At 73.4% G+C, this 25032-nt stretch carries 20 protein-coding genes; 7 read left to right on the top strand and 13 right to left on the bottom strand.

Translation table 11 applies throughout. The features are described 5' to 3' along the window. Positions 1-123: 123 nt before the first annotated feature. From AB0J86_RS27735 to AB0J86_RS27720, 4 genes are all read right to left on the bottom strand, one after another. Positions 124-1362 (bottom strand): ABC transporter permease, encoded by a 1239-nt coding sequence (locus tag AB0J86_RS27735; protein ID WP_363860554.1) that lies wholly within the window; start codon positions 1360-1362, stop codon positions 124-126. Next, entirely contained in the window at positions 1362-2183 is an 822-nt protein-coding gene (locus tag AB0J86_RS27730) for an ABC transporter ATP-binding protein (protein WP_363860643.1), read from the bottom strand. The genes AB0J86_RS27735 and AB0J86_RS27730 overlap by 1 nt, the downstream gene beginning before the upstream one ends. 65 nt (positions 2184-2248) lie before the next feature. Then, complete coding sequence (locus tag AB0J86_RS27725; protein WP_363860553.1) at positions 2249-3370, bottom strand: peptidoglycan-binding protein; 1122 nt, start codon at positions 3368-3370, stop codon at positions 2249-2251. Beyond that, a complete protein-coding gene (locus tag AB0J86_RS27720) occupies positions 3367-3936 on the bottom strand; it encodes a hypothetical protein (protein ID WP_363860552.1) in 570 nt (189 codons plus the stop codon). The genes AB0J86_RS27725 and AB0J86_RS27720 overlap by 4 nt, the downstream gene beginning before the upstream one ends. 130 nt (positions 3937-4066) lie before the next feature. On the opposite strand from AB0J86_RS27720, the gene AB0J86_RS27715 reads away from it, so the two are divergent. Further along, positions 4067-4723, top strand: coding sequence for a response regulator transcription factor (locus AB0J86_RS27715; protein ID WP_363860551.1), 657 nt, complete (start codon positions 4067-4069; stop codon positions 4721-4723). Beyond that, positions 4720-5985 carry a HAMP domain-containing sensor histidine kinase gene (locus AB0J86_RS27710; RefSeq protein ID WP_363860550.1) on the top strand — a complete coding sequence of 422 codons (1266 nt, stop codon included), beginning with the start codon at positions 4720-4722 and terminating at the stop codon, positions 5983-5985. Before AB0J86_RS27715 ends, AB0J86_RS27710 begins: the two co-directional genes overlap by 4 nt. A 236-nt stretch (positions 5986-6221) precedes the next feature. On the opposite strand, the gene AB0J86_RS27705 is transcribed toward AB0J86_RS27710, so the two are convergent. The 4 genes from AB0J86_RS27705 to AB0J86_RS27690 all read right to left on the bottom strand — a co-directional run bounded on the left by AB0J86_RS27705 (position 6222) and on the right by AB0J86_RS27690 (position 8013). Then, the gene (locus AB0J86_RS27705; RefSeq protein WP_363860642.1) at positions 6222-6665 is read right to left on the bottom strand and encodes a nucleoside deaminase; all 444 of its coding nucleotides are present in this window, start codon (positions 6663-6665) and stop codon (positions 6222-6224) included. A gap of 29 nt (positions 6666-6694) precedes the next feature. Continuing rightward, positions 6695-7219, bottom strand: a complete 525-nt coding sequence (locus AB0J86_RS27700; protein ID WP_363860549.1) for a tRNA adenosine deaminase-associated protein — start codon at positions 7217-7219, stop codon at positions 6695-6697. A 143-nt stretch (positions 7220-7362) separates the two neighbouring features. Beyond that, positions 7363-7566 (bottom strand): hypothetical protein, encoded by a 204-nt coding sequence (locus tag AB0J86_RS27695; protein WP_363860548.1) that lies wholly within the window; start codon positions 7564-7566, stop codon positions 7363-7365. Positions 7567-7695: 129 nt separating this feature from the next. Beyond that, a complete protein-coding gene (locus AB0J86_RS27690; RefSeq protein ID WP_363860547.1) occupies positions 7696-8013 on the bottom strand; it encodes a hypothetical protein in 318 nt (105 codons plus the stop codon). 608 nt (positions 8014-8621) lie between these two features. On the opposite strand from AB0J86_RS27690, the gene AB0J86_RS27685 reads away from it, so the two are divergent. Both AB0J86_RS27685 and AB0J86_RS27680 read left to right on the top strand, forming a co-directional pair. Next, positions 8622-9374 (top strand): peptidoglycan DD-metalloendopeptidase family protein, encoded by a 753-nt coding sequence (locus tag AB0J86_RS27685; protein ID WP_363860546.1) that lies wholly within the window; start codon positions 8622-8624, stop codon positions 9372-9374. A 38-nt stretch (positions 9375-9412) separates the two neighbouring features. Beyond that, the gene (locus AB0J86_RS27680) at positions 9413-10480 is read left to right on the top strand and encodes a PHP domain-containing protein (RefSeq protein WP_363860545.1); all 1068 of its coding nucleotides are present in this window, start codon (positions 9413-9415) and stop codon (positions 10478-10480) included. Between the two features lie 74 nt (positions 10481-10554). Here AB0J86_RS27680 and AB0J86_RS27675 read toward each other — a convergent pair whose 3' ends face one another. Further along, positions 10555-11637 (bottom strand): DMT family transporter, encoded by a 1083-nt coding sequence (locus AB0J86_RS27675; protein ID WP_363860544.1) that lies wholly within the window; start codon positions 11635-11637, stop codon positions 10555-10557. Between the two features lie 155 nt (positions 11638-11792). On the opposite strand from AB0J86_RS27675, the gene AB0J86_RS27670 reads away from it, so the two are divergent. Then, positions 11793-13463, top strand: coding sequence for a DUF885 domain-containing protein (locus AB0J86_RS27670; RefSeq protein WP_363860542.1), 1671 nt, complete (start codon positions 11793-11795; stop codon positions 13461-13463). A 151-nt stretch (positions 13464-13614) separates the two neighbouring features. Here AB0J86_RS27670 and AB0J86_RS27665 read toward each other — a convergent pair whose 3' ends face one another. The 4 genes from AB0J86_RS27665 to nudC all read right to left on the bottom strand — a co-directional run bounded on the left by AB0J86_RS27665 (position 13615) and on the right by nudC (position 21789). Next, the gene (locus AB0J86_RS27665) at positions 13615-15093 is read right to left on the bottom strand and encodes a DUF6114 domain-containing protein (RefSeq protein WP_363860541.1); all 1479 of its coding nucleotides are present in this window, start codon (positions 15091-15093) and stop codon (positions 13615-13617) included. Positions 15094-15223: 130 nt separating this feature from the next. Beyond that, positions 15224-15811: a DUF6230 family protein gene (locus AB0J86_RS27660; RefSeq protein ID WP_363860641.1), complete on the bottom strand. Its 588-nt coding sequence runs from the start codon at positions 15809-15811 to the stop codon at positions 15224-15226. 482 nt (positions 15812-16293) lie between these two features. Further along, positions 16294-20613, bottom strand: coding sequence for an ExeM/NucH family extracellular endonuclease (locus AB0J86_RS27655; protein WP_363860540.1), 4320 nt, complete (start codon positions 20611-20613; stop codon positions 16294-16296). Between the two features lie 183 nt (positions 20614-20796). Next, positions 20797-21789 carry an NAD(+) diphosphatase gene (gene nudC / locus AB0J86_RS27650; protein WP_363860539.1) on the bottom strand — a complete coding sequence of 331 codons (993 nt, stop codon included), beginning with the start codon at positions 21787-21789 and terminating at the stop codon, positions 20797-20799. A 378-nt stretch (positions 21790-22167) separates the two neighbouring features. On the opposite strand from nudC, the gene AB0J86_RS27645 reads away from it, so the two are divergent. Continuing rightward, the gene (locus AB0J86_RS27645; protein ID WP_363860538.1) at positions 22168-24108 is read left to right on the top strand and encodes a hypothetical protein; all 1941 of its coding nucleotides are present in this window, start codon (positions 22168-22170) and stop codon (positions 24106-24108) included. Between the two features lie 151 nt (positions 24109-24259). Continuing rightward, positions 24260-24889, top strand: coding sequence for an NADPH-dependent F420 reductase (locus AB0J86_RS27640; RefSeq protein WP_363860537.1), 630 nt, complete (start codon positions 24260-24262; stop codon positions 24887-24889). Positions 24890-25032: the final 143 nt, after the last annotated feature.

Below are 25032 nucleotides of genomic sequence, written 5' to 3'. Positions count from 1 at the left end.
ATATCGTGGAAACGCTCCTGGCCCTCCGCCGATCTAGGGCAAATCGTCGTGATTAGAGATCAACTCACGAGGATTTGCCCTAGATCGGCGAGGAGGGACCGGGGACGGCGAGGAGGGACCGGGTCAGGGGGTGGCGAGGGCCTCGGTGGGCGAGAGCCGGGAGGCCCGGATCGCCGGGTAGAGGCCGGCGAAACCGCCGATCACCAGGGTGGCGCCGACCCCGCCCGCCATCGCCCAGGCCGGTACCACGGTGGGCCACGACTGGGACAGCGCGTACGCGGTGGTGACCCCGATGCCGAGCAGTACGCCGCCCACCCCGCCCAGGGCGCTGAGCAGCAGCGACTCGGCGAGGAACTGGGTACGGACCTGGCCCCGGGTGGCCCCGAGCGAGCGGCGGAGCCCGATCTCGGCACGCCGCTCGAGCACCGAGATCACCATGGTGTTCGCCACGCCGACGCCGCCGACCAGCAGCGCCACGGCGCCCAAGCCGAGCAGCAGTCCGGTGAACGCCGCGTCGGTGGCCTGTTGGGCGGCGAGCGCGTCGGAGGGTCGGGAGACCTCCACCTCGTTCGGCGCCTCCGGGTTGGCCGTCGCGCCGAGCACCGCCCGTACCGCCTCCACCTGTGATTCGGTGGAGCGGGTGTAGACGGTGGTGGGGTGTCCGTCGAACCCGAGGTACGACCGCGCCGCGTCCCAGCCGATCAGCGCGGTCAGGTCGAGTTCGGGCGCCAGCGGCACCGGGGCCAGGATCCCGACCACGGTGAACCACCGTCCGCCGAGGTAGACCCGCATCTCGGGGCCGGCCGCGCCGACGCCGAGCCGCTGCGCGGCGGTGGCGCCGAGCACCACGGCGGGATATTGGGCGGTGGCCGCGTTGAGCCAGGCGCCGCTGGTGACCTGCGCGCCGACGGTGTCGAGCAGTTGCAGGTTCGCCGCCCGGACGGCGAGCCCGCCGGTCTGCGCCTCCGGAATCCGGTCGGAGCGGAAGACCCGGGCGTCGGGGACCGTACCGGTCGCCGCCACCTGCTGGACCGGCCCGATCCGGGAGATCATGGCGACGGACTCCTCGGGCAGCTTCGCGTTCGCGCCGAAGATCGACTTGCCGGGCGAGACGGTGAGCAGGTTGGTACCGAGCGCGTCGAGGGTGCGGTCCAGCTCGGCCCGCGACGACGAGGAGATGCCGACCACGGCGATCATCGCCGCGATCCCGATGGCGATGCCCAGGGCGGAGAGGAACGCCCGCAGGGGCCGGGTCCGCAGCCCGACGCCGCCGACGCGCAGCAGGTCGCGCGGGCGCAGCCGGGCCGGTACCAGCCGGGCCTGCCGCGCGGGCGGGGTGGACGGCGCGGTCAGGGTCGCCATCACCGCACCCCGCCCGTGGCCTGCTGCGCCGGCGTCCGCCCCGGCTCGCGCCCGGCGCCGCCGGCCCCGAGGACCGGCGCGGGTGGACCACCCAAGTCGACCGAACCGGCCGGCTCAGCAGAGCCGGCCACGCCAGCCGAGTCCACGGAGACCACCGAGCCGGCCGAGTCGGCGACGACGCGGCCGTCGCGCATCTGCACCTGCCGGGGCAGGCTCGCCGCGATCTCCCGATCGTGGGTGATCACGATGATCGTGGTACCGGACGCGTGCAGCTCGCGCAGCAGCTCCATGACGCCGGCCCCGGAGGCCGAGTCGAGGTTGCCGGTCGGCTCGTCGGCGAGGAGCAGCGGCGGCTCGCCGACGACCGCCCGGGCGATCGCCACCCGCTGGCGTTCGCCGCCGGAGAGTTCGTGCGGCCGGTGGTCGAGCCGGTGGCCCAGGCCGACCCGGCGCAGCGCGGCCGTCGCGCGCCGCCGGCGCTGCGCGAGCGGTACGCCCGCGTAGAGCAGCCCGTCGGCGACGTTGTCCACCACCGGTACGCCCGGGGCGAGGTGGAACTGCTGGAACACGAAGCCGATCCGGGAGGCGCGCAGGGCGGAGAGCTGCCGGTCCGGCAGCTTCGCCGCGTCGTACCCGTCGATGCGTACGCTGCCGGACGAGGGCCGGTCGAGGGTGCCGATGAGGTGCAGCATCGTCGACTTGCCCGATCCGGACGGGCCGACTATCGCCACCAGTTCGCCGCGCGCGACGAGCAGCGAGACCCCGGCGACCGCCGCCACCCCGCCGGGGTAGACCTTGGTCACGTCGTCCAGGGCCACCACCGGCGCGGTCGGCACCGCGAGGTCACCGGCCGCGTCGCCGGCCGCTCCGGTGGCGGACCGCGCGGTCACTTCGGTACCCCGACGGTCATTCCCTCGGCCACCGCGTCGCCGGAGATCTCCACCCGGCCGTTGGCGAACAGCCCGGTCCGCACCGCGACGACGCGCGTGGTGGAACCCTCGACCAGTTCGACGCCGTACCCGCCCTCGGCGAGCGCGAGCAGGGCCGCGACCGGCACGGTCAGCACGTCGGCGCGCTCGGAGGCGGTGAACGCCACCTTCACCGAGGCGGAGTCGAAGCCGGTCAGCGCCTTCGGGTCGGCGAGCGACACGCTCACCTCGATCTTGGTTTCCGGCTCGTCGTTCCCGGCGCCGCTCGGCGTCTGGATCACCGTCTCCACCTTGGTGATCTTGCCCTCGACCTCCTTGCCGTCGGGCAGGGTCACCGCGACCTTGGCGTCCTTCTTCGCCAGGCGCTGATCGTCCACGTCGAGTTCGACGGTGACCAGCCGACTCGTACCGGTGAATGTCAGCACCGCCTGCCCGGGCTGGGCCGGGTCGCCGACCTCCGCCTCGTGGCCGTCGACGCGAACCTCGCCGTCGGCGTAGACGATCCGGCTCGGCTCGACCCGCCCCGTCTCCGGCAGGCCGAGGTCCTCCTGCCACTCCCGGACCGCCTCCGCGGTGCTCTCCGAGTAGTCGTCGTCGACCGTGAACCCGGAGTAGCCGAGCGCCTTCAGGTTCCGCTCGAACTGCTCGACGTCCGCGCCCTCGGCGCCCGGGCCCAGCACCCGGTACGCGGGCAGCCTGCCGTAGAGGAGCACCACCTTGGCGTTGTCGACCGCGTACAGCGACTGGCCCCGTTTGATCGTGGCGCCCGTACCGGCCAGCGCGGTGATCGTCCCGTTCGACCGGGCGGAGGCGGTACGGGTCGTCCCGTACCCCAGCTCGCCGTCCTCGGACTGCTCGTCGGCCAGGGTCTGTCGGGTGATCGGGGCGGTCGCCGGCGGCAGTCCGCTCGCCGCGGCCGTACCCGCGTCCCGGCCGCCGAAGCCGACGGCGGCGGCCGTACCGGCACCGGCGACGACCACCGCGGCCAGCGCGATCAGCGCTCCCCGCAGCCGGGACCGGCGCCGGCGACCGGCTGCGGGCAGGGGCGTCTCGTCGGGGTCGGAGAAGGGGACCGTCACTTGCCCTTCCCCTCGAACGTGAACCCGCCGGCCTTCGGCGAGAACTGCTTGCACTTCTCGTTCGCCGCCTGGAACGTCGGGTTGTCGGGCTTGATGTCGCCGAGCTGCCTGGTGTCGAGCTGCATCGTGCCGTCGGGCTGCGGGTCCGGGAAGCCCGGTACGCCGTTGTCCCGCATGCACTGGGCGTACTTGCGCATCTTCTCCACCTGCTCCGGATCGAGCTTGGGCGGCTGGCCGCCGTTCGGCATGTAGCTGCGGCACTTCTCCATCGCCGCCTTCGCCTTCTCCGGGGAGACGTCGCCGCCGAGGTTGATCCGGAATCCCTTGCCCGCCTCACCGGGCTCGGGATCGGGCATCTCGACCCCGTTCTCCCGCATGCACTGGGCGAACTTGAGCTGCCGGTCCGCGTCGCTGACCTCGGCCGCGGCGGGCGAGGCGCTCCCCTGGGCCCCGGCCCCGCCTCCTGCGGTCGCCACCCCCTCCCCACCCGAGGGCTTGCCGCAGCCCGCCGCGAGGGCGAGCATCGCGGGCAGGACGAGCAGGCCGCTGGCGAGTCGTCGGCGCATGATGATCACTCCCTTCGGGGCCGGTGCCGTTCACCGACCGTTGCCGACAAGTCGACCGGTACGGCGGTATCCCGGGCGTAACCGTCGTCGTTAACGCCGCCGTTATCTCGTACCGAGTCACCATGGATCGGTGCGGGTGCTGGTGGTGGAGGACGAGACGGTCCTGGCGGAGGCGGTCGGCGAGTGGCTGCGGCGAGAGGCGTTCGCCGTCGACGTCGCGTACGACGGCGGGAGCGCCCTGGAGCGCCTCGGGGTCAACGAGTACGACGTGGTGGTGCTCGACCGGGACCTGCCGGTGGTGCACGGCGACGACGTGTGCCGGTCGATAGTGGCGGCCGGCGGGCAGACCCGGGTGCTGATGCTGACCGCCGCCGCGGCCGTACGGGAACGGGTGGCGGGCCTGGCGATCGGCGCCGACGACTACCTGGTCAAGCCGTTCGCCCTGGTGGAGCTCTCGGCCCGGGTGCACGCGCTGACCCGGCGCGCCCGTCCGGCGGCGCCGCCCCGGCTGACCCGGGCCGGCATCGAGCTGGACCCGGCCCGGCACGAGGTCTACCGCGACGGCCGGTACGTGGCGCTGTCCCGCAAGGAGTTCGCGGTCCTGGCCGAGCTGATGCGCGCCGACGGGGCGGTGGTCTCCACCGAGGACCTGCTGGAGCGGGCCTGGGACGAGCACATCGACCCGTTCACCAACGTCGTACGGGTCACGATGATGAAGCTGCGCCGCAAGCTCGGCGAGCCACAGGTGATCGAGACGGTCCCGGGAGTGGGGTATCAGATCCGATGAAACGCTTGACGCTGCGAATCCGGCTGACCCTGGTCTACGGCGGTCTCTTCCTGCTCGCCGCGATCGTCCTGCTGGCGGTGACCTACTTCCTGGTCGACCAGCGGATGGCCGACCCGGTCGGCGTCGCGATCAACAAGGGCGTGCTGAACGCCAACCTGAAGCCGCAGATCGTGCCTCCCGGCGACGGCGAGGAGCTGCGGATCCTGCTGCAGAAGGTCCAGACCGACACGAAGCAGAACGCGCTGAACTCGCTGCTCACCCAGGGCGGGATCGCGCTCGGCGTGGTCTCCGTCGTGGCGATCGCGTTCGGATGGCTGATCACCGGGCGTACGTTGCAGCCGCTGCAGCAGATCACCAGCACCGCCCGCCGGATCGCGGGCGCGGACACCGCCGGGCGCGGGCTGCACGAGCGGATCGCGCTGAGCGGCCCGCACGACGAGGTACGGCAGCTCGCCGACACCTTCGACGAGATGCTGGAACGCCTGGACCGCTCCTTCGACGGGCAGCGACGGTTCGTGGCGAACGCCTCGCACGAGCTGCGTACGCCGCTGGCGCTCAACCGCTCGCTGGTCGAGCTGGCCATCACCCGACCGGGCGCGCCGGCCGAGGTACGCCAGCTCGGCGAGGCGCTGCTGGCCGTGAACGAGCGGCACGAGCGCCTGATCGACGGGCTGCTCACGCTGGCCGACTCGGAGAACGAGCTGACCGAGCGCAGCCGGGTCGATCTCGCCGAGGTGGCGGCGTACGTGGGCGAGCAGGCGTTGGACGCCGCGCGGCGGCAGGCCGACGGTCGGCCGGGGCAGCCGGCCCCACGGGTGCCCGAGATCTTCTGGGAGCTGGCCCCCGCCACCACGCTCGGAGACCCGATCCTGCTGGAGCGCCTCGCCCACAACCTGGTCGAGAACGCGATCCGGCACAACCTGCCGGGCGAGGGCTGGGTGTCGGTGCGTACCGGCTGGTCCGAGGGGCGGGCGGTGCTGGTGGTCGCCAACACCGGGCCGACGGTTCCGGGGTACGAGATCGAGACGATGTTCCAGCCCTTCCGGCGGCTGCGCCAGGAGCGGGTCGCCGGCGGGCGCGGGTTCGGGCTCGGGCTGTCGATCGTACGGGCCGTCGCGCGGGCGCACGGCGGTTCGGTGACGGCGCGTCCGCGCGACGGGGGCGGGCTGGTGGTGACCGTGGTCCTGCCGGCCGCGCCGATGGTCCCGCCCGCCGTCACCGCGCCGGAGGAGGCCCCGCTCAGCGCCGCCGCACTGGTCTGACCCCCGGCGGCAGGGGCCGCGGCTGGTCTGATCTGCGGTCGCAGGGCCGCACTGGGCTGGGCCACGGCCGCGCCGCCGTCCCGTGGAACGGGTTATCCACAGGAAACGAAGTTATCCACAACCTGTGCACAACGCACGACCGACTGGGGATGACGGCGCGGGGCCGGCTCGGGCGACGACTTCGGTGCGGGTCGACGTCGGTGCGGGTGGGCCGGCGGGCGCCGCCCCGGGACTGGTCAGCGGAAGAAGGCGCGCAGCAGGGCCGCGCACTCGGCCTCGCGTACGCCCGAGTAGACCTCCGGCCGGTGGTTGAGCCGGCGGTCACGCACCACGTCCCAGAGCGAGCCGACCGCACCCGTCTTCGGTTCCCAGGCGCCGAAGACCAGGGTGGAGATCCGGGCCAGCACGAGCGCGCCCGCGCACATGGTGCACGGTTCGAGCGTCACCACCAGGGTGCAGCCGTCCAGCCGCCAGCTTCCCGTCACCGCCGCCGCCCGGCGCAGCGCGAGCACCTCGGCGTGCGCCGTCGGGTCGCCGGTCAACTCGCGCTCGTTGCGGCCGACCGCCAACTCCGTACCGTCCGGGCCGTAGACCACCGCGCCGACCGGCACGTCCGCCGCGACCGACGGATCGGGCAGTACCGTACGGTCCGCCGCGGCCACCTCGATCGCCCGGCCCATCCAGGCGTCGTGCCGCCGGCGGGTCCCGGTCACGCCTCGCGCAGCTCCTCGATCTCGTCGCCGGCGCCGATGATCTGGCACACCTCGGCCGTGACGTCGGCCGGCAGCAGGCCCTCGTGCGCGCAGAGCGCCAGCAACTGCCGGCTGGAGATGCCCAGGTCGGCCAGGAGGTCGGCGTCACCGACCGGGTCGGCGTCGGGGTCCGCGGCCGGCCGGTCGGTCTCCTCGTCGCCACCGCCGCCGGGGGCGCCGCCGACGTCGTCGATGCCCGGTACGGGCGCCTTGAGGTCGCCGACCAGCAGTTCGCCGAGCCGGGACTCCTCCGCGAAGGCCGAGTCGGAGCCGAAGACGCGCAGGTCCTCGCCCTCGTCGAGCCGCAGGATCACCAGGTAGACGTCGTCGGACTCGACGAAGAGCAGGGACAGGTCGGCATCCGGATCGACGTCGCGGAGCCGGTCCGCGACCTCGTCCACGTCCGCCACTCCGCCGAGGTCCACCTCAGCCGCCGTCCAGCCGTCACCACCACGCACAACGGCCGCAGCGAAGTACGACACGGTCCCCCCAATTGCCCCGCGGTACAACACCGCCGACTTGTCATTACGCGTGACGGTAACCGGTCGCGTTCCAGACTCGTCGGACAACGCCCCGAGAGAGGCGATGGAATCGAATGTTAATGGTCACTGGTCGGGCGGACGCGTCAGCCCGCGCGGCGACGGCGCGTGTCGATCAGCTCACGCAACTGGTCGTAACGCAGGCGACGCGGGCGTTCCCGCGCTCGTACCGCCTTAGCCCCGGCCAGCTCGGCGAGGAGCTGTAACCGACGGCGGCTGCGCTCGGGGTCGAGCCGCTGCTCTGTCCAGGCCATGAAGCCGAGCGTGCCGAGTCGGGGGGCTCGCGTCAAGGCAATCGAGGTTACGCGTCGGTAGAACTACGCTGCGCCCACGATCGCACACCGAGCGCCCGGCAAAGTTGTCGGAACGTAGACACGGCAGTCACCTTGCGCAGTCTCGACGCGGGCGCGCCGCACGGCTCACCAGAGTGGCCAGTCGCCACCGCCGGACCAGCGCAACGCCACGGCGATCGCCGCGATGCTCCAGCCCAGGGCGGTCGCCATCGCGACGCCCGCCGCCGCGCCCCGGTCGCCCAGCCGGCCCAGTCCGAGCGCGACCAGCCAGGCGACGCCGCCCGCGAAGATCGTCCACCAGGCATAGCCGCGCAGGTCGGCACCGAGCAGCCCGAAGAAGAACAGCCAGACGGCGGTCACCGCCGCGCCGGCGGCCAGCGGGCCGTTCCGCACCGGATGCGGTTCGCGGTAGGTGGGCCGCTGCGGCTGCGCGGACGGGAACAACCCCGACGGGGTACGCCCCGCCGCCGTGCCCGGCCACCCCGGCGCTCCGGCGGCATCGGGGCCCGGCCCGCCGAAGCGCGGATAGCCCGCTCCGCCGAAGCGCGGGTACCCGGAGGCCACGCCGGACGGCCCCGCCCCGGACGGTCCAGCACCGGGCGCCGGTGTCACGGCGACGGGCGGCGGCGAGGCGGGCGCCGGTGTCACGGCGACGGGCGGCGGCGAGGCGGGCGCCGGTGTCACGGCGGTCGGCGGCGAGCCGGGTGCCGCCGACATGGCGACCGGCGGCGGCGAAGCGGGCGCCGGTGTCACGCTGACCGGCCGGGTATCGGGCGCCGGCGTATCGCGCCCCGGCGCGTCGGGTGACGTACCGGGTGGCGGGCCGGCGGCCGGCTGCTGCGTCATCGGGCTCGCTCCTTCGCGGTTCGGGCTCGACCCCTCGCCGCAGCGTACCCGCCGGCACGGGCGGGCCGACGCGGTCGGCCGCGCCGGCGCTGAAGTCCTCGGGGGTCACGTGCCCGGCCGGAATCCGGGCGCGCCGGGACGTCACGCCCCGCGCGGCGACGCACATCCGGCGGGCGGGAACGCCCATGATCTGCCAGGATGGCCGGATGTCACCGGAGGAGAGACGGCGTCCGGCACGGAGCCGTCACACCATCGGAATCCCGGTGGTCGTACTGCTGGCGTCGGCACTGCTCGCGGGCTGCGGTACCGACGCCGAGCCGGCCGCGCCGTCGTTCGTCGGCGGAAGCGGCACCCCGCCACCGGCCACCGGTACGCCCGTGGTCAGCGCCTCCCCGGCCACGCCGCCGCCGGCCGTCCGCCAGACGCCGTCGCCGTCGGCCACCGCCGGACCGTACGTCTTCCCGGTCCAGACCGGCAACGTCTCGTACCACAAGACCCACTCGGCGTACCCGGCCACGGACATCTTCGCCAACTGCGGCTCGCCCGTCGTGGCCGTCACCAACGGCCGGGTCCTGGAGGTGAGCCGGGTCGACGAATTCGACGAGAACGGGCCGAAGGGGCCACTCAACGGCGGCAAGTCGGTGTCGCTGCTCGGCGACGACGGGGTCCGCTACTACGGTTCGCACCTGGTCGAGGTGACGGCCGGGATCGAGGCGGGCGTACGGGTACGCGCGGGTCAGCGGATCGGCTCGGTCGGGCGTACCGGCAACGCGAACAACGTCTGCCACCTGCACTTCGGCATCTCGCCGCCGTGCCAGCGCACGGCCGACTGGTGGATCCGGCGGGGCGTGGTCTGGCCGGCGGAGTTCCTCGACGCGTGGCGCAAGCACGTGAACCGGTCGCCGGCGGCGAAGGTGACCGCCTGGCAGCACGACAAGGGCTGCCCGAAGGCGCCGTGAGTCGCGCGGGGCGTCCCGGCTCCGGATACGGTGACGGGATGAGCCCCCGGGACGCCGTCGCCGACCTGCGGCGGATCGCCTTCCTGCTGGAGCGGGCGAACGAGGCCACCTACCGGGTACGCGCCTTCCGCACCGCCGCGAAGACGCTCGCCGCGCTGCCCGCCGGCGAACTGACCGCCCGCGCCGAGGCCGGTACGTTGACCGAACTCTCGGGCGTCGGCGAGGTGACCGCCCGGTCGGTGGTCGAGTCGTTGCGCGGCGAGGAGCCGGTCTACCTGCGGCGGCTGCTCGCCACGGAGGGCACCGACCTGGACGAGGCCGCCGCGGCGCTGCGTACCGCGCTGCGGGGCGACTGCCACACCCACTCGGACTGGTCCGACGGGGGTTCGCCGATCGAGGAGATGGCGCTGGCGGCGGTCGAGCTGGGGCACGAGTACGTGGTGCTGACCGACCACTCGCCGCGGCTGAAGGTGGCCCGGGGCCTGACCGCCGACCGGCTGCGCCGGCAGCTCGACCACGTCGCGGCGGTCAACGCGGCGCTGCCGTCGGGCTTCCGCATCCTCACCGGCATCGAGGTGGACATCCTCGCCGACGGGTCGCTGGACCAGTCCGACGAGCTGCTGGCCCGGCTCGACGTGGTGGTCGGTTCGGTGCACAGCGGGCTGAACGACGAGAAGGCCCGGATGACCCGACGGATGCTGGCCGCGGTCGCCAACCCGCACCTGGACATCCTGGGCCACTGCACGGGGCGGATGGTCGCCAGCCGGCCGGCCGGGGTCACCGGTCCGGGCGACCGGGGGCACCGCGGTCGTACCCGCCCGCCGAGCGACTTCGACGCGGACGCCGTCTTCGCCGCCTGCGCCGAGTACGGCAAGGCCGTCGAGATCAACTCACGGCCGGAGCGGCAGGACCCGCCGAAGCGGCTGATCCGGCTCGCCCTGGAGGCGGGCTGCCACTTCGCGATCGACACCGACGCGCACGCGCCGGGCCAGCTCGACTGGCAGCGCTTCGGGTGCGAGCGGGCGGCGCTCTGCGGCGTACCGGCCGACCGGGTGGTCAACACCTGGTCGGCCGACCGCCTGGTGAAGTGGGCCGCCGCGCACTGACACCGCCGCGCACTGACACCACCGTGCACCGGGAGCCGCCACCCGTGGTGCCACCGGGCGCGGGCGTACGGCCGTCAGCGGCGGGTGGCGGCGCGCGGGGCCCGTACCGTCGCCGCCGCGGCCGTGACCTGGCCGGCGCCCCGTCCATTCGCGGGCCGGTCCGTGTCCGGCTCCGGCGCGGCCGGTTCCGTCGGCGGCGCGGCGGGGTCCGGTTCCGGCGCGGCCCGGTCCGGCCGGCGGCGGGCGGGTACGAGGCCCTGCGAGACGGCGACGCCGGCCAGCACGATCACCGCACCGACCGGCTGGTACCAGGCGAGCCGCTCGTCCAGCGCGAGGGCGCCGAAGACCACCGCGAAGACCGGGACGAGGTAGGTGACCATGGAGGCGGTGCTCGCCCCGGCGATTCGGATGTTCCGCATGTTGATCACAAATGCGATGCCGGTGCCGAGCGCCCCGAGGGCGAGCACGCTCGCGATCACGTCGAGCGAGAGCCGGGTCGGTGCGGGCGGCGCGCCGGCGACCAGCGGCGCCACGATCGCGAGCTGCGCGGTACCGACGACGAGCTGCGCGGCGGAGAGCGCCAGTCCCGACTCGGGCCGCCCCGCGACGAACCGCTTCTGGTACGGGATCACCAACCCGTAACAGAACGCCGCGCCGAGACACATGAGCTGCCCGGTCAGCTCGACCCCACCCACGCCCCGCCAGACGCCCAGCACCACGAGCACCCCGAGGAAACCCAGCCCGAACCCGGCCGCCTTGCGCCCGGTCATCCGCTCGGTACGGAAGGCCAGCACCGACAGCGGCAGCACCATCAGCGGCGTGGTGGCGTTCCAGATCCCGGCGAGCATGGACGAGACCCGCTGCTCGCCGTAGCCGAAGAGGGTGAACGGGATGACCGTGCCGATCCCGGCCACCACGATCATGTGCAGCCACAGCCGCGGGTCGCGGGGCAGCCGCTGGCGGAGCACGGCGAGCGCGATCAGCAGGGTGATCGCCCCCGCGGCGACCCGGCCCAGCGTCACGTAGAACGGGTGCAGCTCGCGTACGCCGATCTTGATGAAGAGGAAACTCGCACCCCAGATGAGGGCGAGCGCGAAGAAGCCTGGCAGCCAGCGCTTCACCGACTCGGGGTTGTCAGGAGTGGATAGGGTGTTCACCCCTGACACTCTGCCCTACGGGTACGACCGGAACGCTGCCATTTTCCCGGCCACCGGCCGTCGGACGGCGTACCGGTCGGGCGTCGGTCACGTGAGCTGCCGGCACCATCGTGGCAGGTCGGCGTCGATCCGCGCGCGTCACGTATCGTCGTGCCGTGGGACGAATCGATGACCTCGCGAACCGCTACGTCGCCGACTGGGCGCCGCTCAACCCCGTCGGCGCGACCTATGTTGGTATTGGCGGCTACGACGACCAGCTCAACGACCTCTCGCCGGCCGGCTACGAGGCCCAGGCGGAGCTGACCCGCCGTACCCTGGCGGAGCTGGGCACGATCGAGCCGGAGAACGAGTCGGAACGGGTCGCCAAGGAGGCGATGCAGGAACGGCTCGGGCTGGAGCTGGCCCGGTACGACGCCGGGGAGACCAGCAGCGAGGTCAACGTCATCGCCAGCGGGCTGCACGACATCCGCCAGGTCTTCGACCTGATGCCGGTCCAGGGCGAGCAGGCCGTGAGCAACATCGCGGCCCGGCTCAACGGGTTCGCGTCGGCGCTGGAGGACTACAAGACCACGCTGCGTACGGCCGCCGACGACGGGCACGTGAGCTCCCGGGCCCAGCTGGTCGAGGTCGCCAAGCAGTGCGACATCTGGACCGACCCGGACGCGGACAACTTCTTCCACGGGCTGGTGGACCGGCTCTCCGCGAGCGGCGCGCTCGAAGCCGACCTGCGTCGCGGTGCCGCCGCGGCCACCGCCGCCACCGCCCAGTTCGGCCAGTTCCTCCGCGACGAGTTGGCGCCCCGGGGCCGGGAGAAGCAGGCCGTCGGTCGCGAGCGGTACCAGCTCGCCTCGCAGTACTTCCTCGGCGCCCGGGTCGACCTCGACGAGACGTACGCCTGGGGGTTCGAGGAGCTCGCCCGGCTGGAGAGCGAGATGCGCGCGGTGGCCGGGCGGATCGTCCGGCCGGGCGCCACCGTGGACGAGGCGGTGGCGGCGCTCGACGCCGACCCGGCGCGGAGGATCCAGGGCAAGGAGGCGTTCCGGGACTGGATGCAGGCGCTCGCCGACAAGGCCATCGCCGAGCTGCACGGCACCCACTTCGACATTCCCGAGCAGGTACGCCGGATCGAGTGCTGCCTCGCACCGACCAGCGACGGCGCGATCTACTACACCGGCCCGAGCGAGGACTTCTCCCGCCCCGGCCGGATGTGGTGGGCGGTACCGCAGGGCATCACGGACTTCTCCACCTGGCGCGAGGTGACCACGGTCTACCACGAGGGCGTACCGGGCCACCACCTCCAGGTCGGCCAGACCGCCGTCCGCGCCGAGCTGCTCAACCGCTGGCAGCGGCTGCTCTGCTGGTGCTCCGGGCACGGCGAGGGTTGGGCGCTCTACTCGGAGCGGCTCATGGACGACCTCGGCTACCTGGAGGACCCGGGCGAGAAGCTCGGCATGCTCGACGGCCAGGCGCTGCGGGCGGCGCGGGTCATCGTCGACATCGGTATGCACCTGGAGCTGGAGATCCCCCGCGACAACCCGTTCGGCTTCCACCCGGGCGAGCGGTGGACCCCGGAGCTGGGCTGGGAGTTCATGCGGGCGCACTGCCGGGTACCGGACGAGAACCTGCGGTTCGAGCTGAACCGCTACCTCGGCTGGCCGGGCCAGGCGCCGTCCTACAAGGTCGGTGAGCGGATCTGGTTGCAGGCCCGCGACGACGCGAAGGCGCGCAAGGGCGCCGACTTCGACCTCAAGGAGTTCCACCGGGCCGCGCTGAACCTAGGCTCGCTCGGGCTCGACCCGCTGAAGGCGGCGCTCGCGCGGCTTTGAAGGGGTGTTTGAGAAGGCTCGCCGGTCGGGGGCCGGATCACCCGCGCACGGCGGTCGCCGTGGCGGGCGGTCCGGCCCCTGCTTTTTCGCGGCTCCGGGCACGGCCCGGGCGCACACCAGGCGGCTCAGACCAGGGTGTGTGCCAGGTGGCTCACACCAGGGTGTGCACCAGGTCGGGCGCCGTCAGGGTGTGGCAGTTGACGAAGACCAGGTCGATCTCCGGGTCGGTGAAGACCACCGGGACCGGCACCGTCAGCGGAATGCCGTCCGGCGGGATCGGCTGGTCCGGGGTGAGCGTGAGCGGCGCGACGCCGAGGAACTTGCCGGAGAAGCGGCTCGTGTAGAAGTGGACGTCGCCCTCGACCGAGAGCGCGCTGCTGCGCAGCAGCTGTGACCTGTCGGCCGGGCCGGGCACCTTGAGCGCGAAGTTGTCGGTGACGGCCCGGGTCATCCCGAAGTCCAGCGCCCGTACCGTACCGCCGCCCTTCTTCGGCAGCTCGACGATCCCATTCAGCCGCAGCCCGTACATGGTGACCTTGGTACCGGTCATCAGCGACGGGACCTTGTTCACGTACGGCTGGTCGGCCGGCGGGTCGATGAGCGGTACCGCCGTCGCGGACCCGCTCGGCGTCGGGCTCGCCGCGCCCGGCGCGCAGGCGCCCGTCCTCGGGATCGGTCGGCCCGACGGCACGGACGGGGCCGGCGTCGGGCTGCCGGCCGGGCGTACCGCCGGCGGGGTCGCCGTGGGCGCCGGCGCCTGCGGCTCGTTCCCGCCGCCGAGCAGCCGGTGCAGCCCGTCGCCGATGCCGTCGACGATGTCCCCGAGCAGGCCGCCGCCGTCCCCGCTGCGGCCGCCGGGCGTGGCGCTCGGCGAGGCGCTCGGGCTGGCGGTCGTGCCGCCGGGTACGGGCCGGCTCGCCGGGGGCGACGCCCCCACGGCCGGCGGGCAGGGCGCCGCCTGCGCCGGGGCCGCCCGGTCGAGCGTCACCAGGCCGGCGATCGCCAGGCCGGACACCAGCAGGATCACCCCGAGCAGTCGGGGATCGGGCCCCGCCGGTTCGGTGCCCCCGACCGGCGCGGCCGGCTCGGGCCGCTCTGTCGCGGTCCCGGGATCCGGCTCGGGCCGCCGCTCCCCGGCGACCGGCTCCGGCGGTCGGGTCGCGGGCGCGGGATCCGGCCCGGGCCACTCCGTCGCGGTCACGGGTTCGGGCTCCTCGCTCCCGGCCGGCGGCGTGGGGGTCCGCGCCGGTACCCAGGCGAACCCGAGGCCCCCGCCGAGCATGCCGAGCAGCAGCCCGAGGAAGAAGCCGCCCAGGTTGACCGCGATCAGCGAGAACACCGCGGTCATCGCGCCGACGATCGCGTAGAACATCCGCTGTTGCGGGGTGAACCACATCAGCATGCCGCAGGCGACGAGGATCGTCGGGATCAGCCAGGAGAGGAAGCCGGTCGGTCCCATCTGGAAGGTCAGGCCGCCGAGGCTCATCTGGGTGGTACCGAAGATCTCCAGGCCACCGAGCGCGGTGAAGAGCCCGCCCCAGAAGGGCCGGGACCGCCGCCAGCGGCGGAAGGCCAGCCGGCCCGCGGCCAGCGCGCCGGGACGGGCGTGCTGTGGGCTTGCAGTCGTCACGTACTCCTCCTGGAGCGGTCCCGTCGATCGCGGTCCGTGCCGACGGGACGGAAGGGGTCGCCAGTGGTGGGACGCCGGCCGCGGCGGGCGCCCGCCGCGGGCCGGGTGCGCGGGCTGGACCGTGTCCCGCCTAGGAGTTGGTGCTCGGGGGGTCGACGAAGCACTCCTTGGCGTCGGCCCCCACGTTGACCTTCAGGTCGAGCCCGTTGAGGACGAAGGTGCCGGCGCTGGTGGAGCGGGCGACCTGCTTGAGGTCAAGGATGGTGACGTGCCTCGCGCTCTGGCCGAACGAGCCGGCCTCGGCGCTCGGGTCCAGGTCGCTGGCGTCCCGGCCGATCTTGATATCGGTGAAGGTCGCGTCGCCGCGCAGCGAGTCCATGTCGATCAGCAGGTCGGTTGCGGTGGCCGGCTTGCCGCCACCGCCCGCCTTGATGGTCAGCACCACCGGCAGCTTCGGCACCTTCACGGACTGGCAGAGGTCGTAGAGGTCGGCGCTGGCGATCGCGGAGACCGCGACGGGGTGGTTCTTCGGGTCGGCCGGGTTCTTCGGGTTGCCGCCCTTCTCCGTCGCCAGGCCGCCGTACTGGGCGAAGCCGTCGCCCTCCAGCCGGCTGGCGGAGACCTTGAACGTCTGGCCGGAGACGGCGAACGAGGCGGCGATCGCGCCGTTGGACATGCCGAAGACGATGGCGCCGGCGACGGCGGTGGCCGGGATCATCAGCGCGGCGAAGCGCCGCCATCTGACACGTCCCTGCACCTGGCTCTCTTCTGGATCCACGGGTCCTCCTCGCTGAGGCCGCCGGCGCGGGCACACCCGGGGGGAGGCGGCGCGGGCGGGGCTGGTGACACCCGTTGCTACTCATCGGTAGCCGGGGTGCGCCCGATGCTCTCGCGAAGCGACCTGGCTCACAACCCCTGACGCTACCGGCGGGTAACCCAATCCACCGGGTACGACCGCGGCACGTCACCCGGGATCGACGAGATGCCCCGAAGGTCCGCCCTCGGGCCGGCGACAAAGGGGTGGCAAATCACAGTAAAGGGACCACCAGCGGCGGCCGGAGACTCGTTTGTAACGGTTTGGCAACGACGACGGGAGGTGCGGCGGGTGGCTCGGCCGATGGCTGCCCGTACGGCACCGGGCGGTGGACACGTTCGCCGTGTCCACCGCCCGGGTTGCCGTTACGTCGGGTCAGGTACCGATCAGAGGCGGGCGCACTGCCCGCTCGCCGGACCCCGAACCGTGTTCGGCCGGTTGTCGTTCACCGGCGCGGGGGTGTTCTGCGCGCAGGCGAGCGGGCCGCTGATCGTGTTCCCCGCCACCACCACCGCCTGGGTACCGGAGTTCGCCGCGAGCGACACCGGCCCGGAGACGGTGACACCGTCGACCCGTACGCCGCCGCCGCTGTTGGTGATCGTCACCGGGCCGCTGACCCGGCCCTTCTCCACGAGCACCTGGCCGGTGGCGCCGGCCACCGTCACCGGACCCGAGACCGCGGTGCCGGAGAGGGTGAAGAGCACCGGGCGGGTGGCCGTCACCGGACCGGCGATGCTTCCGCCGGTACCGATCAGCGACGCCCCCGGCAGCACCGTCACCGGGCCGGCGATCTTGGCGTTCTCCAGGCAGGTCAGGCCCGCGCTGACCACCAGCGGCCGGTTGTAGCTGCCGGTGATCGTGGTGCTGCACTGCGGGCCGGGGTGCCCGACCGCCGACCGCGGCTGCGGGTCGGCCGTCACCGGCGAGTTCGCGGCGAAGTAGTCGACCAGCATGGTGAGGTCGTTGTTCCCCGTCGTCACCACGTTGCTGCCCTGGCCGAGGGTGGTGAAGTTGTCGCCACCGGCCGCCAGGAACGAGTTCACCGTCACCCGGTAGCTGGCCGCCGGGTCCAGCGCCACGCCGTTCAGCTTCATCGACGTGATGCGGGAGCCCTTCGGCTCGGCCGGGTCGTAGGTGTAGGTGAACCCCTTCGAGACGCCGAGCCAGAGCACCGGCCGCGAGGCGCCGGCCGGCTGCCACTGCTCCTCCAGCACCTGCTTGATCTGGGCACCGGTGTAGCTCTTGGTGACCACGTCGTTCGCGAACGGCTGTACCGCGAACGCGTCGGCGTAGGTGACCGTACCGTCGGTGCGGTAGAGCAGGTCCGCCCGCAGACCGCCCGGGTTCATCAGGGCCAGCTGCGCCCCGCCCCGCCCGGCGTCCTTCGTACCGGCGAGCTGCACGTCGGCGATGAAATTGCCCATCACCGACTCGATGCCCCGGTCCTCCTGGCCGTTCGTGTAGCCGCGCTTGATGTCGGCGGTGATCGTGCCGAGCTTCTGCTTGCCCAGCTCCGCGGCCTTCTCCTTGGCCGCCGCGACGATGTCGGCGACCGCCGGGTCCGGCGGCGCCCCGACCACGTCGACCAGCGCCACGTCGGCGGCAGTCACGGTACGGGTGGCCCGGTCGAAGGTGAGCGTCACCTTGCCCAGCCGCTTGCCGTAGTCCTCCGCCTGCAGCACCGGACGGGTCCGGTCGGTGCCCGGCACCGGGACCTCGAACGCGTACGGCTGGTGGGTGTGGCCGCTGATGATCGCGTCGATCCGCGCGTCGGCCCGGGTGAACTTCCCGAAGACCGGGTCGTTCGCCAGCGCCTCCGGCGAGTCGATGTTCTCGGTCGCGGCGCCCTCGTGGGCGAGCAGAACCACCACGTCCGCCTCGCCGTTGTCCGGGTTGCCGTCCTTGAGCTGCGCGGCGACCGCGTTGGCTTCGGCCACCGGGTCGCGGAAGGTGAGGCCGGCGATGCCGTCCGGGCTGACCAGCGACGCGGTCTGCTCGGTCACCACGCCGACGAACCCGACCCGCACCCCGCCGAGGGTGCTGACCGAGTACGCCGGCAGCGCCCGCTCGTCGCCCCGGTACACGTTCGCGCCGAGGTACGGGAACTCGGCCCGGTCCGCGACGCGCCCGGTCAGGTCGGCGAAGCCCTTGTCGAACTCGTGGTTACCCACGGCGGAGACGGCCAGCCCGGCCTGGTTCAGCGCGTCCAGCGTCGGGTTGTCCCCGTCGATGGCCGAGACGAACGTCGACGCGCCGATGTTGTCGCCGGCCGAGACGAACGCCGTGTTCGGGTTCTGCGCCCGCAGCTGGTTCACCAGCCCGGCGAGCTGCGCGGCACCGCCGATCGGCTTGCCGTCGGCGGTGTTGCCCGGCGACTCCAGCCGCCCGTGGAAGTCGTTCACGCTGAGCAGCTGCAGGTCGACCGGGCCCGGCGCGGCGGTGCTGATCCCCACCACGATCGGGTTGTGGTCACTGGCCCGGTACGGGTTCGGGTCGTAGAAGGCCGGCAGCCCGTCGTACTGGAAGGCGAATGACTCGACCGCGTTGATCTGCCAGATGTCCACCCCGGTCACCCGCGACGCCAGCGAGGGCGAGGCGAGCGCGTGGTCCAGGGAGCCGGACTCGCCACCGAAGACGTACGAGTGCTTGCCGGTGGAGAACCGCGTGTTCAGGTCGGCGTACTGCTTGTCGTAGAGGACCTGCATCGGGTCCTCCTGGGTGTACGCGTTGAAGTCGCCGAGGAGCAGGACGTCCTCGCTGCCGCTGTCGGCCTTGAGCCGGTCGACGAAGGCGGCCAGCGAGCGGGCCTGCCGGACCCGGTCGCCGTTGAACGGCCCCTGACCGTCCCCGACGTCGGCGTTGTCGCCGGTCGAGGGCGGGGTGGAGGCGCTCTTGGACTTCAGGTGGTTGGCGACCACCGTGAAGGTGGCGGCGCCGGCCGTGAAGGTCTGCGCGATCGGCTCGCGCGCGTTCGACCAGACCGTCTCGTCGTTGATCGACCGCGACGCGCCCTTGGGCTGTACCTTCGCCGGCTTGAAGATGATCGCGGTGGTGATGAAGTCCTGCTGCGTCGCGGCCGGCAGCTCCGCCGGCGAGCGGACGTAGTCCCAGGTGCCCGCGCCGTCGACCGTGTTCAGCGCGGCGACCAGGCGCTTGAGCGCCTGCTGCGGATCGCTGGGGTTGAAACGGACCGAGTTCTCGATCTCCTCAAGCGCGACCACGTCCGCGCCGAGCGAGGTGATCGCGGCGACGATCTTCGCCTCCTGCTTGGCCAGCCCGGCCTCGTCGTCCGCGCCCCGGGCGTCGCCGCCGAAGTGGACGAAGTAGTTCAGCACGTTGAAGCTGGCCACCCGCACGTCGCCGCCGACGTTGACCGGGGCGGCGGTACGGGGGTTGGTGGCCTTGAAGGTGGTCCGGCCGGCCGGCGGGGTGTCGGCGGTGACCGGCGTGGTCGGCTGGAGCCGCCACTCGTTGAAGCCGTACGAGAGCACGGCCGGCCCGAAGGTCTCGACCGAGTCGCCGACCCGCAGCGGGTTCGCCTTCGACAGGTACGGCGGCAGCTCGCCGGCGGTGGAGAGGTTCGTCGTCCGGCTGTCGTCGAGCAGGATCCGGCCCAGCTTGTTAGCGGCGGCGACCTGGCGGGCGGCGTCGGTACCGGGCCGCGCCACGTCGGTCGGGTTGGCCGCCACGTGATCGCCGGCGGCGAGCACCACCTCGCCGTACCGGTTGGTGTTGTAGACCTCGGCGACGGTGTACGCGCCGACCGGCGCGACCAGCATCGACTCGGCCGACTCGCGGGCCGCCGGGTCGAGCGGCAGCGCCAGCGGGGTCGGCGCCGGCAGCGCCACGCCCTGCTCGCAGACCTGCACGTCGGTGCGGGCGGCGATGGTCAGCTGGGTGAGCCCGTTGAACTCGCTGGCGGTACCGCTGACCCGGACCCGGTCGCCGATGGCGACCGACGGGTGCAGGGCGGTGTTGCCGGTCAGGTAGACGAAGATGCCGTCCGACGGGGTGCCCGCGGTGACGGGGCGGTCGCCGCCGCTGCCGGCGGTCTGCACGTAGACGCCGTTGTAGCCGCCCGTGCGCTCGTCGGCGGTCACCACGCCCTCGACGGTCACCCGGGTGCCGGCGAGCGGGGTCGCGTCGCCCGCGCCCTGCACCTGGGCGATCGTGTGGTCGACCGGAACGTCGCAGCCCACCGGGTCGGGGCCGGGATCCCCGCCGCCCGCGTTGCGGGTGCCGAAGGTGTTCGGCGCGGCCTCCCGCCAGCTGCCGTCGACCTTCTGCAGCGAGTACCCGACCGGGGTGGTGCCGGTCTCCGCCACGCCGATGTCGACGCCGGTACGACCGTTGGCCGCCCCGCCGACCGCGGCGAAGGTGCCCTCGTACGTGAGGAACTCGGCCACGGTGCCGTCGGGCGCGACGAGCGCGACGCCGTCCGGCGAGCCGTTCTGGATCCCGTCCACCGGGTAGGTCTGCACGACCACACCCGCGGCCGGAACCACGCCGCCGAGCGTGCGCGTGCCGTACGCGGCGCCGTTGTTGCCGTTGTAAAGGGTGATCTGCCAGCCGGTCAGATCCGTTCCGGCCGGTGCCTCCACCTCGATCGCCTCACCGCTGTCGGTGCCGGCGTTGTCGTAGTGGATCTCACTGATGAAAGGTGTGGCCGCGGCCTCCGCGGCGAGGGCGACGGCTCCGTTGGTCAAACCGAGCGCACCGCTGCCAATGAGGACGCCCAACACTTGTAGCGAGCGTCTGCGTCTGTACCGGCGCATCAACCAAGACCTCCGATAAGGGGGTAGACGCGCTGGAGCATATGCGGCCCCGGTGACCGTGCAAGAGCTGGCAGGTGTACGGACCGGGTAACGCGGCGGTTACGACGGACCGGCCTATCGGCGACCACCGGTTCGGTCAGGCGTGGACGCCGGGTGGCCATTCGCGCCGAGCTCCCGTACGGCCGCGCGGTCGAGCCAGGAGCGGATCAGGTACCGGCCGATCGAGTCCGGCCGGGCGAGCCGGCGGCCGGCGGCCTCGCGGGCGAGCAGCTCATCCCGGGTGAACCAGCGCGCCTCCACCAGTTCGTCGCCGTCGACCCGGATCTCGTCGGAGTCGGCGACCGCCCGGAATCCGACCATCAGCCCGGCCGGGAACGGCCAGGGCTGCGACGCCTGGTACTCCACGCTGGAGAGCCGTACCCCCGCCTCCTCGGCCATCTCCCGCCGGACCGCGTCCTCCAGGCTCTCGCCGATCTCCAGGAAGCCCGCCAGCGTCGAGTACGAACCCTCGGGCGCGCCGCGATGCCGGGCCAGCAGGCACCGGTGCGGCGTTCCGGGCGCCTCGACCAGCACGATCACGGCCGGCTCGATCCGGGGGAAGAACAGCCGCCCGCAGCTGGGCGCCGGGCAGGCGCGCTGGTGTCCACCGTCGCGGCTGACCGTACCGGCCCCGCAGGTGCCGCAGAACCGCTGGCCGCGGTGCCAGTACAGGATCCCTCGGGCGTACGCGTGCAGCGCCGCGCCGGCCGGGGTGAGCCGGCCGACCAGGGCCCGTACGTCCATCGTGGCGTCCGCGCCGGCCAGCCGCCGGGCCCGCTCGTCGGGCAGCGCCGACAGGTCCACGGCGAAGTACGGGACCGCGCCGTCCAGCCCGAGGAGGACGGGCTCGACGCCGACCTCGGCGAGCAGGCCCGCGGCCGGGTCGCCGGTCAGCTCCACCGGGTTCGCCGGCTCGCCCACCACCAGGCACTGGTCGCGCCAGACCGGCACGAGCCGCAGCCGTGGGGAGGAGAGCTGGCCGGCGAGCCAGTCCGGATCGGCGCGCAGCCCGCCCGCCCGATCGAGCCATCCGCCCCCGTACGTGATCGTGTCTTCGTCGCCGCTCATGCCGACCACCGTGCCAGTCCGGTACGTCTCGGCCTGCTCCGGGGCGGCCGGTGCCGCCCGGCGCCCGCCGCGCTCGGCCGCCCGGCGCCCGCGGCGCGCCGGGGCCGTGGCGGCGCTGCGGCAACGACACCACGACGCAGGAACGCGACCGTACGACGAAGCGCAGCCGCACGCCCGCCCCGGCCAGCTGTTCGAGTTTGTTCGGAACGCCTCCGCTTTCCTGCCCAACGGGACAATTCCGACTCTGCCGCCCTTTACAGCCCTCGGGGCCGGTGAAATTCTGACGCACATTCCAGGCAGGACATTTTCGGTGCGGCCACCCCCGGAACGGCACCATGCGGGTGGTGCCGGCGCCCGGTGAATCGGAAAGAGGCGGACTTGCTCAGGCTGAACGATGCCGAGCCGGGCCCGGCCGTACCGGTCGGGGCGGCCCCGGGGCCCTATAACGCGAATTCCGCGGCGCAGTTCGTCGCCGCGATGCGCGCGCTGAAGGAATGGTCGGGCTTTACCTACCGCCAGCTACAGCGGCGCGCGGAGAAGGCCGGCGGGACGTTGCCGCACAGCACCATCGCGGCGGTGATGTCCCGGAGCACCCTGCCCCGGGAGGACCTGCTGCGGACGTTCGTACAGGCCTGCGGCGGGGATGCCACGGTGGTCGCGGAGTGGCTGGCGGCGCGCAAGCGGATCGCCGCCGCCGCCGTCGACCCGTCCAACGGGAGCGGAGAGCCAGGCACCGCCGGAGGCACGGCCACGGCGGACCGGGCGGCCCCGGTCAGCCCGGTGGTCCCGGTTGCCTCGGCGGTCCCGGTCAACCCGGCGACGCCGGTCGACCCGACGCCGACGCCGGAGGTTGGCGCGACGCGGGCTCAGGCGGACGCTGAGCCGGTGGATCCGCTGGGCCCGGCCCCGGTAGGGCCGAGCCAGGTCGACGGCGCCTCGGGCGCCCGGGCCGCCCAGCAGGGTGCGGCGGCCCCGAACCCGTCTCCGCTCGACACGACCCCCGGTCCCGCCCGAGCGGCGCCGGCCCCCGTACCCGCAGTGCGGGGCCCCGCCGACGCGACGCCGGGCCCGCTCGTGGCGCCGCCCGACGAGGCCGGACCGGCGTCCGCGCCGGCTCCCGACCGGCCGGACGGGGGCGAGGCGGTACCGGCCACCGACCGCATCGCGGTCGTCGACGAGAGCTGGCGCCAACCGGACCGTCCCGTCGGCGAGTCTCCCGAGCCGGCATCGCCCGATTCCGAGCCGCCGTCGGCCGAGTCGCCGTCGGGAACCTCGGCGGCCGGCGCACGCGAGCCGGCGACGGTGGATCCATCGGCGACGGGCGCGCCGGAAGCGGGCCCGCTGGAGCCGGGGGCGTCCGGACGCGAGGCGCGGCGACCCCGGCACGCGCGGGTGGACGGTGCCGAGAAGGCGGGCCTCGCCAAGGACTACCAGGCGGGCTCGCTCGCCTCGACCGCGCGGAGCCAGAAGAAGGAACAGTGGGTCGGCGTCCACCGGTACGACCCGGCCGTCGAGGTCCCCAAGCCCGCCGGGCTGCGGTGGCTGATCCCACCGATCATGTACCGCACCGGCTGGTCCTCGCGGGTCCTCGCCGGCGTGCTCGTGGTGGTGATGGCCTTCATCGCCGTGGCGGTCACCGCGCGGGTGATCCGGGGCATCGGGGGCGAGGTGCCCTCGACCGCGCAGGATCCGGAGAGCGGGTCGATCGACGAGGCGCCGGGCGAGGCCGGCCCGGAGGCGCCGGACCCCACCGGCGCGGCGACCCCGTCGGCCGCCCCGTCCCCGACGGCCCGCAACGCCGCCGCCGGGCGGGCCAAGCCCACGCCGACCGCCAAGGCGGCCGACAACCGGGCGGCCGCGGCCACCGCGTTCAGCGGCCGGTACCGGCTGCGCCTGGCCCACACGGGCATGTGTGTGGGCGAGGGCCCGGAGCTCTACAAGACGTCCGGTCGCGAGGTACTCGGCCAGCACCCGTGCGCCGAGGCCGCTCCACCGATCAGCCTCGAACGGGTCAGCGGCAACGTCTACCGGATCCAGCTGCACCACCCCCAGTACGGCCTCGGCTGCGCGACGATCGACGCGGGCGGGCGGTACGACGGTCTGCTGCTCGCCGGGGACGACTGCGACGGCGGCCGCGAGGACCAGAAGTACCTGGTCGAGCCGGTCAGCTCCCCGGCGACCGGGTACCGGATCCGCTCCGTGCCGGGCAGCGCGTACTGCATCGGCGTCTACCAGGGCAGCACCGCGCCGGGCGTACAGCTGATCTCGACCAGGTGCAGTGGCGGCAAGCACGAGGTCTTCACCTTCGATCGCGCCTGAGCGCCGTCCGGGCCGGTACCGGGGAGACCCCGGCCGGCCCGGATCCCGGCAAAACCGCCCGCCCGGCCCGGCGTACCCGCACGATGATGGCGGGAGGCTGGAGTCCGGGTGCCGCGCCTGGACGCCGGTGCTCGGTGCGGAGGGGGTCGTCATGCGGGTGGGCGTCATCGGGTCCGGGAACGTCGGCGGCGCGCTGATCCGCCGCCTCCGCGAGGTCGGACACGAGGTCATGGTGGCGAACAGCCGCGGTCCCGCGTCGCTGACCCTGATCGGTGCCGAGACCGGAGCCACCCCGGCGAGCGTGGAGAGTACCGCCCGCGAGGGCGACCTGGTCTTCCTCGCGGTACCGCTCTGCGCGGTGCTGGATTTGCCCGCGGCGGCCTTCCGGGACCGGTTGGTCGTCGACGTGACGAACTACTACCCGGAGCGGGACGGCGACATCCCCGAGTTGATGCGTGGCGGCCTCACCTCCAGCCGCTGGGTCGCGGAACGCCTGCCGGGCACCCGGATCGTGAAGGCATTCAACACCATCTTCGCCGACCACCTGCGCACGCGCGGCCGCCCGTCGGGGAGCCCGGACCGGATCGGCCTGCCGGTGGCGAGCGACGATCCGGACGGGAAGAGGCTCGTCTCCGAGCTGGTCGAGCAGCTCGGGTTCGACGCGGTTGACGGGGGAGACCTGGCCGGGAGCTGGCGCCAGCAGCCGGGGTCGCCGATCTACACGACCGACCGTGCGGCGGTCCAGGTCGAGGCCTACCTCGGCCAGGCCCGCACTCGTTGAGTCGGGCGAAAAGGGCCGGAAATGCAAGTTGGGGGTCACCCGAAGGTAACCCCCAACCAGAAGAATGTCCGGCGGCGTCCTACTCTCCCACACCCTCCCGAGTGCAGTACCATCGGCGCTGGAAGGCTTAGCTACCGGGTTCG

Origin of the sequence: Micromonospora sp. NPDC049559 (genome assembly GCF_040676675.1) — a bacterium.
Taxonomy (GTDB): Bacteria; Actinomycetota; Actinomycetes; order Mycobacteriales; family Micromonosporaceae; genus JBFAPK01.
Note: the sequence above shows the minus strand (reverse complement) of the source record. Positions and strands in the feature narration are given on the sequence as shown.